This window comes from Micromonospora sp. NPDC050200 (genome assembly GCF_040656135.1).
GTDB lineage: Bacteria > Actinomycetota > Actinomycetes > Mycobacteriales > Micromonosporaceae > Micromonospora.
The window spans coordinates 1-14913 of the sequence record NZ_JBFALG010000022.1; the positions used below are offsets into that span (position 1 = coordinate 1).

Sequence of the window (14913 nt, forward strand, 5' to 3'; positions counted from 1 at the left end):
ACCCCTCCTTCCCACCCGGCTCCCCCACCCCCCCCCGCACCCCCCAAACAGAGCCCCCCCCCCGGCGGCCGGGCGGCCGGCCGGGCGGCCGGGCGGCCGGGCGGGCGGGCGGGCGGGTGGGTGGGCGACGGGCGGGTGGGGTTAGGGGTGGCGGTGGTGGATGAGGTCGAAGATCGGGCGGGCGGCGGTCAGCGCCCGCCGTTCGAACTTGGTCACCGGCCGGTGCGCCGGTCGGGGCGCGAAGCCTCCGTGCGCGTCCACCAGCCCGGGGTCGGCGGCCAGCGTCTGGCGCATCGATTCGGCGTACTCGGCCCAGTCGGTGGCGCAGTGCAACGTCCCGCCGGGGCGCAGGCGGGAGCGGAGCAGCGCGACGTGGTCCGGCTGGATGATCCGCCGCTTGTGGTGCCGGGCCTTGGGCCAGGGGTCGGGGAAGAAGACGTGCACCGCGTCGAGGGTGTCCGCCGGCATGGCCCGGACCAGGTCCAGCGCGTCGCCCTTCGCCACCCGGACGTTGGTCAGCCCGTGCCGTTCCACCAGCTCCAGCAGGTTGCCGAGGCCGGGCGTGTGAACCTCGACCGCCAGGTAGTCCCGGTCCGGGTCGGCGGCGGCCATCGCGGCCGTGGCGTCGCCCATGCCGGAACCGATCTCCAGCACCACGGGGGCGCCCCGACCGAAGAGCGTGACCGGGTCGAACGGCCCGTCGAGGTCGGCGATGTCGAGGCCGTACCCGGGCCAGAGCCGTTCCAGCGCGTCGGTCTGCCGGCCGCTCATCCGGCCGCGGCGGGGGTGGAAGGTGCGGATCCGGGCGGCCGGCGGGGCCGCCGGGACGGCGGGGTTCAGGTCGGTGGTGGTCACTGGGACCCGAGCGTACGCGAGGGTTCCGGCGTATCGGATGTGAGGTACGCCCAGGGGTGAGACGATTCATCCCGTACGGCAGGTCGGCGCTCGCTGCCCCGGCGCTGCCCGAGAGGGCCGGAAGGGGGCAGGATGTCGGTCACGCTCCGGCGCACCGCGTTGGCGATCACCTTCGGTGCCCTCGGTCCGGCGCTGCTCGGGGCGGGCCCGGCGCTCGCCGCCCAGCCACCCGCGCTGGCCCCGGCTCCCGGTGAGCCGAGCCCCCCGGGCTGGCCGGGGCAGGCGGGCGACCCGCAGCCCGCCCCCGACGTCGTCTTCGTCGAGGTACGCCCGAGCCCCGTGCGGCCCGGCTACCTGGTCGGCATCCGGGCCAGCTGCCGGGACAACTCCATCCCGGCGACCGTGGTCTCCGATGCCTTCGGTCGGGTGCAGGTGCACTCTCAGCGCGGTGAACTCACCGCCTCGGCGATGGTGAGGGAACGCACCCGGCCCGGCAACTACCCGGTCAAGCTGGAGTGCCGGGACGGCCTGACCGCCTCGACGATGCTCCAGGTGGTCAAATCGGTGAAGCCCAGCCCCGGCCCGCACACGGGCTTCGGCGGCACCGCCGGCACCGGCCTGAACGGCCTGCTGGTCCCCGGCGGCCTGGCCCTGACCATCGCCGGTGCGACCATCGGCGTGGTCGCGGCCCGCCGCCCCCGTGGCGCCGCCCGAGGCTGAGCGGCGCGATGACCTCGCCACCCACCGCCACACCGGCCGCCCGCCGTGACCGGACCTTGCAACGCAGCCCCTGGTCGGTGCCGGTCGCGGTGGCGCTGGTGCTGGTCGGCATCTTCGCCACCGGCGCCGGTCTCGGACGTACGGCCGGGCCGCTGGACTGGGCCGCCGGCCAGCAGCGCCCGGCAAGCGCTCAGGAGCGGCCCGCCGCCGCCGGGCGCGGCGGGTTGCCGGCCAGCCGCCCGGTGAGCCTCGCGGTGCCGGCGATCCGGGTGACCGCCCCGGTGGCCCCCGTCGGTCAGGCGAAGGACGGGTCGATCGACGTGCCACCGCTGAGCCGGCACCAGGAGACCGGCTGGTACGACCGGGGTCCCACCCCGGGCGAGTCGGGCCGGGCCATCATCGTCGGGCACGTCGACTCCCAGAGCGGCCCGGCCGTCTTCTACGACCTGCGCAAGCTCAAGCCCGGCGACCGGATCGAGGTGACCCGCCAGGACCGCAGGGTCGCCGTGTTCACGGTCGACTCGGTCGAGCACTTCGACAAGGCGAACCTGCCCGCCGACCGGGTGTACGGCAGCGACGGGCCGCCCGAGCTGCGGCTGATCACCTGCGGTGGGGCGTGGGTCGGCGGTCGGACCGGCTACGAGGACAACGTCATCGCCTTTGCCTCGCTCGCCGACACCAGCGAGCCCTGACCGGCGGTCCGGGTGGTCAGCCCTTGCCGGCGACCTGCTGGACGACCTCGAACTCCAGCAGCGTCGCGCCGGAGGCGACCGGCCGCCGCTGCTCGCCGCCCTCGCCGCCGGCGTGCACGGCGCGGGACGGGCCGGCCGCCCACGCCTGGTACGCATCCTCGCTCTCCGAGCGGGTGTAGACGAAGTAGCGGCTCTCCCCGGCGACCGGGCGGAGCAACTCGAAGCCGAGGAAGCCGGGGGAGTTCTCGACCGCGCCGGCCCGGGCGGCGAACCGCTTCTCCAGTTCCTCGCCGGCGCCGGACGGGACGTCGATCGCGTTGATCTTCACGACTGCCATGGCTCCACCCTAACCAGCGGCCGACCACCCGGACGGGCGGTCCCGTCCGCGCCCGACGCCCGGCCGACCGGCCCGCGCCCGCCGGACCGGCCGGGTCGATCTCGGCTCAGAACGACTCGACGGCCGGCACCAGGTCGGCGTCGACCACGATCGGGGCGTGGTCGGAGGGGCCCTTGCCCTTGCGGGCCTCCCGGTCGACGTACGCCGAGCGGACCGCCCGGGCGAACGGCGCGGAGGCGTACACGAGGTCGATCCGCATGCCCTTGTTCTGGTGGAACATCCCGGCCCGGTAGTCCCAGTACGTGTAGGGGTGCGGGCCCTTCATCGGGGTGGGCACCACGTCGACCAGCCCGAGGTCGCGCAGCGCCGCGAGGGCCGCCCGCTCGGCCGGCGTGACGTGGGTGGAGGTGACGAAGAGCGCCGGGTCCCAGACGTCGGCGTCGGTGGGGGCGACGTTGAAGTCGCCGCAGACCACCACCGGCGCCCCGCCGGCCAGCTCCGGCTCCAGCGCGTCCCGCAGCGCGGTGAGCCAGGCCAGCTTGTACGCGTAGTGCGGGTCGTCGGGGGCGCGCCCGTTCGGTACGTACACCGACCAGACCCGGACCCCGTCGCAGCTGGCCGAGATGGCCCGCGCCTCCGGCTCGGGGAACCCGGGCTCGCCGGGAAACCCGACCGCCACGTCGACCAGGCCGACCCGGGACAGGATCGCCACCCCGTTCCACCGGCCGTCGCTGTGGCTGGCCACCGCGTAGCCCAGCGCGCCCACCTCGGCGACGGGGAAGGACCCGTCGGGGCACTTCGTCTCCTGCAGGCAGACCACGTCCGGGCCGGTGGTGGCCAGCCAGTCGAGCAGCCGGGGCAGGCGGGCCTTCACCGAGTTCACGTTCCAGGTCGCCAGGCGCATGTCTCCAGCCTGCCGTATCCCGCGCCGGCGCGCCGGGCCAGCCGCCCCGGCGCGCCGCTTGATCGATTTCGGAGCCGGCCGTTGGCGGGCGGCGCCGCGGAGACGGTGGTGCGCCGCATCCCGGCTCAGCGGTCGGCCGGGGTCAGCCGTTCGGGGTGTCGCCGGGTCGGGTCTGCTCGGCCAGGAACCGCTCCAGCTCGGCGCCGAGCTCGTCGGCCGTGGGCAGCGGCCCGGTCTCGGCGGCCAGCAGGTTCTTCTCGCCGCGCCCGCGGGCGAACGCGTCGTACTGCTCCTCCAGGGCCTGCACCAGCGCGGCGGCCTCGTCGGTCTGCGCGACCTGGCGGTCGATCTCGACCCGGACCACCTCGGCGGCCGCCCGCAGGCTGTCGCTGGGCAGCAGTAGCCCGGTGCTGCGGGAGACCGAGGAGAGCAGCACCTCGGCGGCGGCCGGGTACTCGGTCTGGGCGACGTAGTGCGGCACGTGCGCGGCGAAGCCGATCGCGTCCCGGCCCGTCTCGCCGAGCCGGTACTCCAACAGGTGCCCGACGCTGCCCGGCACCTGCACCCGCTGCAGCCAGGGCTCGTGGCCGGCGATCAGCTCGGGCCGGGTGGCGTGCGCGGTCACCCCGGTGGGGCGGGTGTGCGGCACGGCCATCGGGATCGAGTTCAGCCCGGCGGTGAGCCGGACGTCGAGCCGGGCGTTCAGGGCGGCCACCGCGGCCACGAACCGCTCCCACTGCAGGTCCGGCTCCGGGCCGGTGAGCAGCAGAAAGGGGGTCTCGTCGTCGTCGTGCAGGAGGTGCAGCGCCAGCTCCGGTGCGTCGTAGTGTTCCCAGTGGTCCTCGACGAAGGTCATCACCGGCCGGCGGGAGCGGTAGTCGAAGAGCTGGTCGACGTCGAAGCTGGCGATCTGGCGTGACTCCAGCGAGGTGAGCAGCTGCTCGCGGGCCAGGCGGCTCGCGTTGCCGGCGTCGACGAAGCCGGTCAGCGCCTGGATCAGCACCGGCTGTCCGAGGTCGGGCAGATCGTCGGTGAGCTGGTAGAGCTCGTGTGGGTCGAGCACCGGTCGGACCTCCTGAGGAAACGCGCGTACGGGCCGCCGTGCGCGCACGGCTCCCGGTTCGCCGAACGTACCCGCCGTTGGTATCCATTCCGTCAACGGGCGGTTCGCCGCGATCCTGGTGATCAAAGGTGGATGAAGCGCCGCAATTTCGGCGATCATCCGAGGTGCGGTTGCCCGTTCGTCGGCACGCGCTCATACCAACGGCGGATATGGTGGATCATGGCCGTGGCGGTGGGGGTGTCGACCCGCCTGCTCCGGGTCTCCCGACCCCGGGCGGCGTTCCCGAGATGCCCGTTCCGTGGCGTTGCGCACTTCGGGTGCGCCGCGCCGCGAGCCCGTCCTGTTGGGTGGTGTCGGAATGTGGTCAGGGCCACTTCCTGGCGCTGGGTGCCCGGCGGATCGCCTGCCTAGCCTCGTCGGATGCGTGACGACGACACCATCGACGACCAGTACGCCCACGAGGGCACGCCTGGCCGTTCGGACGACACCCCCTCGTCCGTTCAGGTCGGCGTTCTCCGTGACACCGCGGCGACCCGCTCTCTCCGTACCCGCCTCGGCGCCCTCGTTAACCCCCTGGCCCGCAGCCGGGGACGGGTCGCGCTCGCCACCGGCGTGGTCTCCTGCCTCGGCGTGGCGGCCTTCGCCGGCGTGCAGGCCCTGCCGGCCGACCGGCTCGACCCGGTCGCCGCCCAGCCGGTGCTCGCCGAGCGGGCGCAGGAGGGCGCCGCCTCCCGGGGCGAGGCCCGTACCCCGGTCATCGAAACCCCCACCCCTACCCCCGCCGCGGCCAGCCCGACCGCTTCCCCGTCGCCGGCCGCGACGACGAAGGCCAAGCCCAAGCCGAACCCGAAGCCGAAGCGGATCGCCCCGGTGGCTGGCCTGGACGAGACCCAGATGGACAACGCCAAGGCCATCGTCAAGGCCGGCCGGAAGATGGGCGTGCCCCGGCAGGCCCTGGTCATCGCCGTGGCCACCGCCATGCAGGAGAGCAACCTCTACAACTACGCCAGCGGCGTGCTGCCCGAGTCGCAGAACTACCCGCACCAGGCCATCGGGTGGGACCACGACTCGGTCGGGCTGTTCCAGCAGCGGCCCAGCAGCGGCTGGGGCGAGGTCCGCGACCTGATGGACCCGGCGTACGCCACCGAGGCGTTCCTCTCCGCGCTGCTGGAGATCCCCGGCTGGCAGGACCTGCCGCTGACCGATGCCGCCCAGGCCGTACAGGTCTCCGCGTTCCCCTGGGCGTACGCCCAGCACGAGTGGCGGGCGATTGAGGTGGTTCGGGCCATCCTGGCCTGACCCGTCACGGTTGCCGGTTCCGCGGTTGTCGCTTCGGGGTACACATGATGCAGGACCACCGAACGGAGGACGACATGTCACTGGTGCAGCGGATCGGCGCGTTTTTGCGGTCGCCGCGCGGGCAGCAGCTGGTCGACCGGGGCCGGCGCGAGTTGGCCAAGCCGGAGAACCAGGCCAGGCTCAAGCGGGTGGCTGCCCGGATCTCCAGCCGCCGCCGCTGATCGTCCCCCGCTCGCCCTCGACACCGGGAGCACCCGTGACCGACGCCGCGCCTGTCGACGACGAACCCACCGCCCCCACCCCGTCGCCGGCCGGCCCCGCCGCGCCGGTCACCCCGCCGGTCGGGCGGGCGGGGGAACCGGACGCCCCGGAGGCGCCGCCGGCCCGGCTCTGGGACCGGATGCGGGACGACCCCCAGTACGCCCCGGAGCACCTCGCCCTGGAGGCGGTGCGCCGGCTGGGGCCGGAGGCCGCCGAGTGGGCCGCCCGGGCCCGCGCCGAGCGACCCGACGTCTCCGCCGACGACCTCGCCGAGCAGGCGGTCCGCAAGTTCGTCAACCGGGCCCGCCTCTCCGGGGCGGTCTCCGGGGTGGCCGGCCTGCCCGGCGCGGTGATCGACGTCGGCGTGCTGGCCTGGACCCAGGCGCGGCTGGTGCTGCACATCGCCGCCGCGTACGGGGTCGACCCGGTGCACGCGGACCGGGCCACCGACCTGCTGGTGCTGCAGAAGGTGCACAAGGTCGCCGAGAGCGCCCGGCTGGCCCTGGGCGTGGCGGCGGGGCGGGAACGCGCGGGGGCCTTCTTCGGCCACGGCGCGCAGAACCCGCTCGGCAAGGTGATGCTCCGCCTCGGCGTGCGGCTGGCCCAGATGGCCGGCGTCCGTGCGGCGAAGCGGATGTTCGCCAAGGTCGTGCCGGGCGCCGCCATCATCCTCGGCACCTGGGCGAACTCCTCGGCCGCCAAGGACCTCGCCGAGCGCGCCCGCGTGCTCTACCGGACCGGTCGGGGCGGTGTGCCGCAACCCCGCCGTTCCTGATCCCGTCGCGGTACGGCGGTGCCCCGGTCTGCGGGGTGCCGCCGTTTCGTGTGCGCGGAGGCGGTCAGCCGCAGCGGTCCGGGCGAGCACGGGCCGGCCGGCCGGTGTCCGGAAGCTGCTGGAACCTACGTGGACAACCGGGCGCGACGAGCACGTCCTCGACCCGTCCATCCCGGGTCGCGCCCGCTGGTGGCGGGACGGCGGTCAGAGCCGCCAGCCGGCGGTCGCGAAGCTGACGTCGGCGAGCCGGTTCTGCCCGGCCACGTTGGGGTGGAACCAGTCCAGCGCGTTCACCTCGTCCAGGGTGAAGCGCACCCGGTGCGCCGCCCCGCCGTCGTGCCGGCAGCGCGACCCGTACGCCCGGCAGGCCGCCTTCAACTGGGCGTTGTAGTCGTCGATGCGCTGCCGGAACTTGGCCCGGCGGGCCCGGTCGGCCGGCGCGGTGGAGGTCGGGTTGGCCAGCAGTGACGGGCAGATGCCGGCCCGCCAGATCCGGGTGGCCCGCGACTCGGTGTGCGCGACCTCCCAGAGCCGGTGCAGGTCCGGGATGCTGACCATCAGCACCCGCGCCTTCGGCCGCCCCTTGCGCAGCACCCGCAGGCCGCGGTCGACCTGGGTGCGGAACGTCGCCACCGGCGTCATCGTGTCGATGTCGTCGCGGCAGGCGTCGTTGGCGCCGATCAGCACGGTCACGTAGTCGGCCTTGTCACGTACGGCCGCCTCGGCCTGCCCGGCCAGCGCCTCGGCCCGCGCCCCGGGCACGGCGTGGTTGTGGGCCCGGCCGCGGATGCCCGGGTTGGCGTCGAGCAGTCGGCGGTAGTGGCTCTCCACCCGGATGCCGTCTCCGGTGGACCACGAGTTGCGCTGGCACGAGGTGAGCACCAGGCAGGAGCCGAAGCCGGTGGTGATCGAGTCGCCGAGCGCGGCCATGGTGGTGGGCAGCCCGGGCTGGCTGGACTCCCGCGACGGCCGGGGCGAGGCGCTGCCCCCCTCCTCACAGGCGAGGGCGACCAGCGCCAGCAGGCAGGCGACGGCGGCGACCCAGCGTCGAGGCATTGTCTTCCCCCGGTCCGGCGGCGCAGAGCGACAGCGCGGTAACCCTACGGGGACGGCGGGCCGGGTCGGTCCGCTCGTGTCGGATTTCGGGCAGAGTAAATATTTAGAAACATAGATATGGTAGGACGCCTCAGCGGACGCCCCGCCACGGTGCCCGCTGCCCGTGCAGCCACCAGTGCAGCGCCCGGGTGATCCGGGGCAGCACCAGGTACGTCATCAGCGGGGTCAGGCAGAGCGTGATGACCAGCGTCCGTACCGCCAGCGGCACCCCGCCGATGAACCGGGCGGTGAGCAGGGTGGCGGCCAGGCTCAGCGGGAAGAACGCCAGCCAGATCGTGACCGCCTGCTTCCAGCGCGGCGGGGACGGCGGCACGGCCGGCTCGCCGTCGGCCGGCACCAGGGTCTCGACCACGTGGTCGACCGGCGGGTCGAACCACCCCTCGATCCCGGTGCGCCGCTCGACCCGGGTGTGCTCGACGATGCCCTGCGCCGAGGTGAGCCACCAGTGCCGCTGCGGGGACTCCTCCCAGCGGCGCAGCGTCTCGTGGTCGGCGAAGCGGTAGAGCACGTGCCACTCCGGCGAGTCTGGGCCGCTCCGCACCCAGCCCACCCCGAGGAAGCCCGGGAAGCTCTCGGCCAGCGCGCTGCCGGCCCGCATCCAGGCGACCATCTCGTGGGCCCGCGCGGGGTCGGCGCGCCGGGCGATGGCGACGGTCACCGGCACCGCGTGGGTCATGGTCATGCCCTCATCCTTCCCGCCCGCGCCGGTGTCGGCCCGGTCGTGGCGCACCGGTGTAACGCAACCCACCGCCGGTCGCTTCCCCCGCATACCCGCTCCGTGGCCGCCATCACCGCCCCGCCGTCCGGGCGATTCTCGGCCGCGCTCGCCGGCCCGCGCGGTTGGCGGCATGTCGCGGTGACGTGGCGGCGGGCGGGACGGCCGGTTAGGGCCGGTCCTGCTGGGGTAGGCCGGAGGAATGACGAGATCGCAGCCCCGGCGCGCCCGTGGCACGGTCGGCCACGCGTACAGCGCGCTGAACCTCCGGCTCGCGCTGGCCCTGTTCGGCCTGGCCAGCATGACCGTCTTCGCGGTGCTGGCGTTCTGGGCCGACGTGGTCTGGCTGGGCGTGGCGTGCGCGGTCTTCGCCGTGGTCGCCGTGGTCGACCTGGTCGTCATCCAGCGCCGCCGCGCCGCGCGCCGCCGTGAGGAGCCGGGCGCGCGGCACTCACTCTTCGAGTGACAGGAGTACGAGATGCCCATCGCCACCACCAATCCCGCCACCGGTCAGGTGCTCACGTCGTACGACCCGATGTCGGCCGAGCAGATCGACGCCGCGATCGAACGCGCCGACGTGGCGTTCCGGGACCTGCACGGCACCACGCTCGCCCAGCGGGCCCAGTGGATGAACGCGGCGGCCGACCTGCTCGACGGGGACCGCGACTCCACCGCCCGGCTGATGACCACCGAGATGGGCAAGACGTACGCGGCGGCGAAGGCCGAGGTGACCAAGTGCGCCACCGCCTGCCGGTTCTACGCGGCCAAGGCCGAGCGGATGCTCGCCGACGAGCCCGCCGACGCCGGCGCGGTCAAGGCGAAGCGCGCGTTCGTGCGGTACCAGCCGATCGGGCCGGTGCTCGCGGTGATGCCGTGGAACTTTCCGCTCTGGCAGGTGATGCGGTTCGCCGCGCCGGCGCTGATGGCCGGCAACACCGGCCTGCTCAAGCACGCCTCCAACGTGCCGCAGACCGCCCTCTACCTGGAGGAGCTGTTCCGCCGCGCCGGCTTCCCCGAGGGCGCCTTCACCACGCTGCTGGTCGGCTCCGAGGCGGTGGACCGGATCCTCAGCGACCCGCGGGTACGCGCCGCCACGCTTACCGGCAGCGAGGGGGCGGGCCGCTCGATCGCCCAGATCGCGGGCCGGGAGCTGAAGAAGACCGTGCTGGAGCTCGGCGGCAGCGACCCGTTCGTGGTGATGCCCTCGGCCGACCTGGACCGCGCCGCCGAGGTCGCCACCACCGCCCGCTGCCAGAACAACGGCCAGTCCTGCATCGCCGCCAAGCGGTTCATCGTGCACTCCGACGTCTTCGACTCCTTCGCCGAGAAGTTCGCCGCGGCCATGTCGGCGCTGCGGGTCGGCGACCCGATGGACGAGAAGACCGACGTCGGGCCGCTGGCCAGCGAACGCGGCCGGGACGACATCCACGCCCAGGTGCAGGACGCGGTGGACCACGGCGCCACCGTGCTCTGCGGCGGCGAGAAGCCCGCCGGCGACGGCTGGTACTACCCGCCGACCGTGGTCACCGACCTGAACCCGCAGATGCGGATGTGGTCGGAGGAGGTCTTCGGGCCGGTCGCCGGCCTCTACCGGGTGTCGTCGTACGAAGAGGCGATCGAGGTGGCCAACGGCACCACCTTCGGCCTCGGCTCGAACGCCTGGACCACCGACCCGCACGAGCAGGAGCGCTTCGCCACCGACCTGGACGCCGGCAGCGTCTTCGTCAACGGGATGACCACGTCCTACCCCGAGCTGCCGTTCGGCGGGGTGAGGAACTCCGGGTACGGCCGCGAGCTGTCCGCGGTCGGTATGCGGGAGTTCTGCAACACCAAGACCGTCTGGGTGGGGGAGGGCGCGGCGTCGGCCGGCGCCGGCGCGCACGCCGAGTAGTGCGGCAGCGCCGCCCTCCAGGTCACCGGCCTGCCGTGCGGTGTGGTCAAGGCGCCCAGCCAGCCAGCAGCGCGCCTTCATCGACACGTTCGGCGCGCAGGTGCTGCCGAAGCTGCGGACCACCTCCTGATCTCGTCGCGGCCGGCGCGCCCCTAGGCTCGTACCCCATGGAGGCTCTGTTCGAGGTCGTGGTCATCCTCGCGATCGCGACGTTCGGCGCGGCGCTGGCCCGGCGGCTGGGCCTGCTCGCACCGATCCTGCTGGTCGTCCTCGGTCTCGTCCTGTCCTACCTGCCCGGCTTCCCGCAGGTGCGCCTCGACCCGAACCTGGTCCTGGTCGGCATCCTGCCGCCGCTGCTCTACGTCGCGGCCCTGGAGACGTCGGTGCCGGCGTTCCGGCTCAACCTGCGGCCGATCCTGCTGCTCGCGGTGGGGCTGGTGCTGTTCACCGCGTTCGTGGTGGGCACCGTCGTGCACCTGCTCCTGCCGCAGCTGCCGTACGCGATCTGCCTGGCTCTCGGCGCGGTGGTGGCGCCGCCCGACGCGGTCGCCGCCACCGCGGTGGCCCGGCGGGTCGGGCTGCCCCGCCGGATCGTCACCATCCTGGAGGGCGAGAGCCTGGTCAACGACGCGACCGCGCTGGTGCTGCTCCGCGTCTCGATCATCGCCGCGACCGCGAGCGCCGGCCGGGTGGAGTTCGGACAGGTGGCCCGGGAGGTGCTGGTCGCCACGGGCGGCGGCGTCCTGGTCGGCCTGCTCGGCGTGGCGGTCTTCGGCTACCTGCACAAGCGGACCACCGACGCGGTACTCGACAACGCGCTGTCGCTGATCGTGCCGTTCGCGGTGGTCTTCGCCGCCGAGGAGATCCACGCCTCCGGGGTGGTCGCCGTCGTGGTGACCGGGCTCGGCATCGGCCACCGGATGCCGCTGCTGATGTCGGCGGCCTCCCGGCTGCAGATCGGCGCGTTCTGGCGGCTGGCCCGGTTCCTGCTGGAGGGGCTGGTCTTCCTGCTGGTCGGCCTGCAACTGCGCGACGTGGTCCGCGCCCTCGACGAGCCGCTCGACCGGCTGGCCGGGGTCACCGTCGCGGTGCTGCTCGCCGTCGTCCTGTCCCGGTTCGTCTGGCTCTTCCCCGCCACCTACCTGGCCCGGTTGGTGCCCCGGGCGCGGCGCCGCGAAGGGGCGCCGTCCGTGGGGGCGCCCATCGTCATCGGCTGGGCCGGGATGCGCGGGGTGGTGACCCTGGCCGCCGCGCTGGCCCTGCCGCTGACCCTGGCCGGCGGCCGGCCGTACCAGCGGGAGCTGTTCATCTGGCTGGCCTTCGCGGTGATCGTGGTGACCCTGGTGGTGCAGGGCGCCACCCTGCCGCTGGTGGCCCGCCGGCTCAAGCTGCCGCCGGACGACCCGGTGCAGGACGCGCTCTCCGCCGCCGCGGTGCAGCAGCAGGCCAGCAAGGCGGCCCGGGACCGCCTGTACGAGCTGGCGCCCAGCGCGCCCGCGACGGTGGTGGAGCGGCTGCGCGGGCTGCTGGAGGCGCGGACCAACCTGGCCTGGGAGCGGTTGGGCGGCACCGACCAGGAAACCCCGTCCCAGGCGTACGGCCGGTTGCGGCAGGAGATGATCGACGCGGAGCGGGAGGTGTTCCGGAACGCGCGCGACTCCGGGCGGATCCCGCAGGAGGTGCTGGTGCAGGCCTATCGTGACCTGGATCTGGAGGAGTCGTTGCTGACCCGGGAGGCCGACGGATGAGCTGCCAGCACCTCGCCGAGGCGGGTGACGCCGAGCCGCAGACCAAGGACGCCTGCCCGGACTGCGTCGCCGTCGGCAACGACTACTGGGTGCACCTGCGCGCCTGCCTGACCTGCGGGCACGTCGGCTGCTGCGACTCCTCGCCGTACCAGCACGCGACGAAGCACTTCGAGTCCAGCGGCCACCCGGTGATGCGCTCGATCCAGCCGGGGGAGACCTGGCGCTGGTGCTTCGTCGACGAGGAGATCGGCTGACGCTCGCGGACGTGATCGGGCGACCCGTCCCGACGGTTTCGGAAACCGCCACCGGTCAGGGGATCAGCTCCCGGATCGTGGCGGGTCGGGTCCGCAGGGCCCGCTGGGTCAGCGGCGGGACGAGCAGCCCGACGCCGGCGAAGAGGACGGCGACCCCCGCCCAGCCGGCGATCCCGCCGTCGAGGACCGCCCAGGTCAGCAGCCCCGGTCCGACGGCCCGGGCGAGTCCGGCGAGCACCCCGTCCACCCCCTGGTACGCCCCGATCGCCTCCGGAGCGGCCAGGTCGTAGGCGAGTCCCGCCCCGGCGGTGCCGTGCCACAGGTCGCCGACGGTGTAGACGGCGGTGGCGAGCAGCAGCAGGCCGGTCGCCGGCAGGGCCGGCGTGCCGGCGGTGGCCGCGTACAGCAGCATCGCCACCGCCAGCACCAGCCCGGCCCGGCGCATCGCCCGCGCGGCCGGGACGGCGGTGTCCGCGTCCCGGGCCAGCCGCACGGCCAGCAGCACGGTGAGCGAGGTGTTGACCAGCAGTACGGCCGACACCACGGCCGGCGGCGCCCCGGTCCGGCTCACCGTCCACAACGGCACGACCAGGGTGAGCACCGTCCAGTGCAGGGCCAGCACCGCCGAAGCCCCGCTGACCGCCAGGAAGGGGCGGTCCCGCAGCGCCCGTCCCCGACCCGGCGCCCCCGGCCGCGCCTCGGCCCCTGAGGGCCGGTAGCCGGGCAGTCGCATCAGCAGCGCCGCCGACACCAGATAGGTGGCTGCGTCGCCGACCACCAGCACCTGGTACGCCAGGTGCGTGTCGGCCGCGAGGGTGAACCCGGCCAGCCCGGCGCCGAGCGCGATGCCGAGGTTCGCCACCCCGCGCAGCGTGGCGAACGCGTGCACCCGTCCCTCGGGTCCGCCGACGGCGGCCACCAGGGCGGCGCGTACCGCCAGGTTGCCGCAGGTCAGCAGCGCGTCCAGCACCGCCACCACGAGGAACGCGGGGAACGATCCGACCAGCAGGTACGACGCGGCGACCGCGGCCTGGAGCAGTTGCAGCAGCGCGCGCAGCGTACGCGGGTCGCGCCGGTCGGCCAGGCCGCCGAGGGGTACGGCGGCGGTCAGCCCCAGCAGGCCGGCCACGGTGAGCCCGAGCCCGGCGGTGCTGGCGGCCGAGGCGGCGATGGGGCTGGACCCGGCCGACCGGATCGCCATGCGTCGCCCGGTCTGACCGGCCCGCGCCGGCGGAAACTGGACGTGGGCGCGCTCGCTGCCGCTGTCGTCCACTCGTGCCCGCCGTCCTTTTTGCCGGTGGCCCGCAGGGCAACGGGAAGCAGTCGTCCGGATGCGCGATGGCGGTTCGATGCAGAGGCGCCGGGGGAGCGCTCCCAAGATCAGCCCGATGTTTCCAGCGCATCTCGTCCATGTCAATCGATCCGGCTGGATGACCTTCCGGCGGACCGGGAGCGGGCCGCCGGGTACGTGAACGACAGTGAGATTCGCCGCGCCACGCCCCGCGGTCCTGATCTCCTAGAGACAACAGCGCCCTCGGCCTGGCAGGCTGCCTCCCATGACCCTGAAGCTTCGTTCCGTCGGGACGAGCGACCGTGGGCTGATCCGAAGCGGAAACCAGGACGCCCTGCACGCCGGTGCCTGGCTCGTCGCCGTCGCCGACGGCATGGGCGGGATGGCGGCCGGCGACCTGGCCAGCCGGATCGCCATCGACGCGATCGCCCCCCTGGACGTGGAGACCCCCGAGGACGCCCTGGTGGCGGCGCTGCAGAGCGGCATCGAGCTGGCCACCGCGCGGATCCGCCAGGCGGTCGCCGAGGATCCGGACCGGCAGGGCATGGGCACCACCCTGACCGCCCTGCTCTTCGCCCGCACCGGCAGCTGCCTGGCCCTCGCCCACGTCGGCGACTCCCGGGCCTACCTGTTCCGCGAGGGCACGCTCAAGCAGGTCACCCGGGACGACACGTTCGTGCAGATGCTCGTCGACCAGGGCCTGATCAGCCCCGAGGAGGCCGCCAGCCACCCCCGGCGGGCGGTGGTCACCCAGGCGTTGCAGGGCGAGGAGGTCTCCCCGACGTACGCGACCATGGTCCCCTGGGCCGGGGACCGCTGGCTGCTGTGCAGCGACGGCCTCTCCAACGTGGTCCGTCCGGACACGCTCGCCGAGGTGCTCGCCGAGACCCCGGACCGGGAGCTGTGCGCCCGCCGCCTGATCGACCTGGCGCTGCGGGCCGGCGGGCCGGACAACGTCACCGTACTGATCGCCGACATCGTCGAGGAGTGAG

General features: G+C 74.2%; 17 protein-coding genes. 10 read left to right on the forward strand and 7 right to left on the reverse strand.

Annotation, left to right across the window (positions count from 1 at the left end; translation table 11 throughout):
• Positions 1-141: 141 nt before the first annotated feature.
• Positions 142-771 carry a tRNA (guanosine(46)-N7)-methyltransferase TrmB gene (gene trmB / locus AB0I41_RS16600; RefSeq protein WP_357107962.1) on the reverse strand — a complete coding sequence of 210 codons (630 nt, stop codon included), beginning with the start codon at positions 769-771 and terminating at the stop codon, positions 142-144.
• A gap of 216 nt (positions 772-987) precedes the next feature.
• Here trmB and AB0I41_RS16605 point away from each other — a divergent pair, with 216 nt between their 5' ends.
• Positions 988-1575, forward strand: coding sequence for a hypothetical protein (locus AB0I41_RS16605; protein ID WP_357107701.1), 588 nt, complete (start codon positions 988-990; stop codon positions 1573-1575).
• Between the two features lie 8 nt (positions 1576-1583).
• The gene (locus AB0I41_RS16610; RefSeq protein ID WP_357107704.1) at positions 1584-2267 is read left to right on the forward strand and encodes a class F sortase; all 684 of its coding nucleotides are present in this window, start codon (positions 1584-1586) and stop codon (positions 2265-2267) included.
• Positions 2268-2283: 16 nt separating this feature from the next.
• Here the strand turns inward: AB0I41_RS16610 and AB0I41_RS16615 are convergent, their stop codons facing one another.
• From AB0I41_RS16615 to AB0I41_RS16625, 3 genes are all read right to left on the reverse strand, one after another.
• On the reverse strand, positions 2284-2604 hold the full coding sequence (locus tag AB0I41_RS16615; protein ID WP_357107707.1) for an antibiotic biosynthesis monooxygenase: 321 nt from the start codon (positions 2602-2604) through the stop codon (positions 2284-2286).
• Positions 2605-2710: 106 nt separating this feature from the next.
• Entirely contained in the window at positions 2711-3508 is a 798-nt protein-coding gene (locus AB0I41_RS16620; protein ID WP_357107710.1) for an exodeoxyribonuclease III, read from the reverse strand.
• A gap of 142 nt (positions 3509-3650) precedes the next feature.
• On the reverse strand, positions 3651-4571 hold the full coding sequence (locus AB0I41_RS16625; protein WP_357107713.1) for a PAC2 family protein: 921 nt from the start codon (positions 4569-4571) through the stop codon (positions 3651-3653).
• Positions 4572-4991: 420 nt separating this feature from the next.
• Here AB0I41_RS16625 and AB0I41_RS16630 point away from each other — a divergent pair, with 420 nt between their 5' ends.
• The 3 genes from AB0I41_RS16630 (at position 4992) to AB0I41_RS16640 (ending at position 6906) form a co-directional block, all read left to right on the forward strand.
• The gene (locus AB0I41_RS16630) at positions 4992-5870 is read left to right on the forward strand and encodes a peptidase M23 (RefSeq protein ID WP_357107716.1); all 879 of its coding nucleotides are present in this window, start codon (positions 4992-4994) and stop codon (positions 5868-5870) included.
• Positions 5871-5944: 74 nt separating this feature from the next.
• A complete protein-coding gene (locus tag AB0I41_RS16635; RefSeq protein WP_357107718.1) occupies positions 5945-6091 on the forward strand; it encodes a hypothetical protein in 147 nt (48 codons plus the stop codon).
• Positions 6092-6126: 35 nt separating this feature from the next.
• On the forward strand, positions 6127-6906 hold the full coding sequence (locus tag AB0I41_RS16640; RefSeq protein WP_357107720.1) for an EcsC family protein: 780 nt from the start codon (positions 6127-6129) through the stop codon (positions 6904-6906).
• A gap of 204 nt (positions 6907-7110) precedes the next feature.
• On the opposite strand, the gene AB0I41_RS16645 is transcribed toward AB0I41_RS16640, so the two are convergent.
• Both AB0I41_RS16645 and AB0I41_RS16650 read right to left on the reverse strand, forming a co-directional pair.
• Positions 7111-7962 carry a GDSL-type esterase/lipase family protein gene (locus tag AB0I41_RS16645; RefSeq protein WP_357107723.1) on the reverse strand — a complete coding sequence of 284 codons (852 nt, stop codon included), beginning with the start codon at positions 7960-7962 and terminating at the stop codon, positions 7111-7113.
• 130 nt (positions 7963-8092) lie between these two features.
• A complete protein-coding gene (locus tag AB0I41_RS16650; RefSeq protein WP_357107725.1) occupies positions 8093-8704 on the reverse strand; it encodes an antibiotic biosynthesis monooxygenase in 612 nt (203 codons plus the stop codon).
• Positions 8705-8939: 235 nt separating this feature from the next.
• Between AB0I41_RS16650 and AB0I41_RS16655 the strand changes: the two genes are divergently transcribed.
• The 4 genes from AB0I41_RS16655 to AB0I41_RS16670 all read left to right on the forward strand — a co-directional run bounded on the left by AB0I41_RS16655 (position 8940) and on the right by AB0I41_RS16670 (position 12630).
• Complete coding sequence (locus tag AB0I41_RS16655; protein WP_357107727.1) at positions 8940-9203, forward strand: DUF6343 family protein; 264 nt, start codon at positions 8940-8942, stop codon at positions 9201-9203.
• 12 nt (positions 9204-9215) lie between these two features.
• Complete coding sequence (locus AB0I41_RS16660; protein ID WP_357107730.1) at positions 9216-10628, forward strand: NADP-dependent succinic semialdehyde dehydrogenase; 1413 nt, start codon at positions 9216-9218, stop codon at positions 10626-10628.
• Positions 10629-10795: 167 nt separating this feature from the next.
• Entirely contained in the window at positions 10796-12376 is a 1581-nt protein-coding gene (locus AB0I41_RS16665; protein ID WP_357107732.1) for a Na+/H+ antiporter, read from the forward strand.
• Entirely contained in the window at positions 12373-12630 is a 258-nt protein-coding gene (locus tag AB0I41_RS16670; RefSeq protein ID WP_357107734.1) for a UBP-type zinc finger domain-containing protein, read from the forward strand. Before AB0I41_RS16665 ends, AB0I41_RS16670 begins: the two co-directional genes overlap by 4 nt.
• Positions 12631-12685: 55 nt before the next feature.
• On the opposite strand, the gene AB0I41_RS16675 is transcribed toward AB0I41_RS16670, so the two are convergent.
• On the reverse strand, positions 12686-13903 hold the full coding sequence (locus AB0I41_RS16675; protein WP_357107736.1) for an MFS transporter: 1218 nt from the start codon (positions 13901-13903) through the stop codon (positions 12686-12688).
• Positions 13904-14186: 283 nt separating this feature from the next.
• Between AB0I41_RS16675 and AB0I41_RS16680 the strand changes: the two genes are divergently transcribed.
• Positions 14187-14912: a protein phosphatase 2C domain-containing protein gene (locus tag AB0I41_RS16680; protein WP_357107739.1), complete on the forward strand. Its 726-nt coding sequence runs from the start codon at positions 14187-14189 to the stop codon at positions 14910-14912.
• The last annotated feature ends 1 nt before the right edge of the window (position 14913 follow it).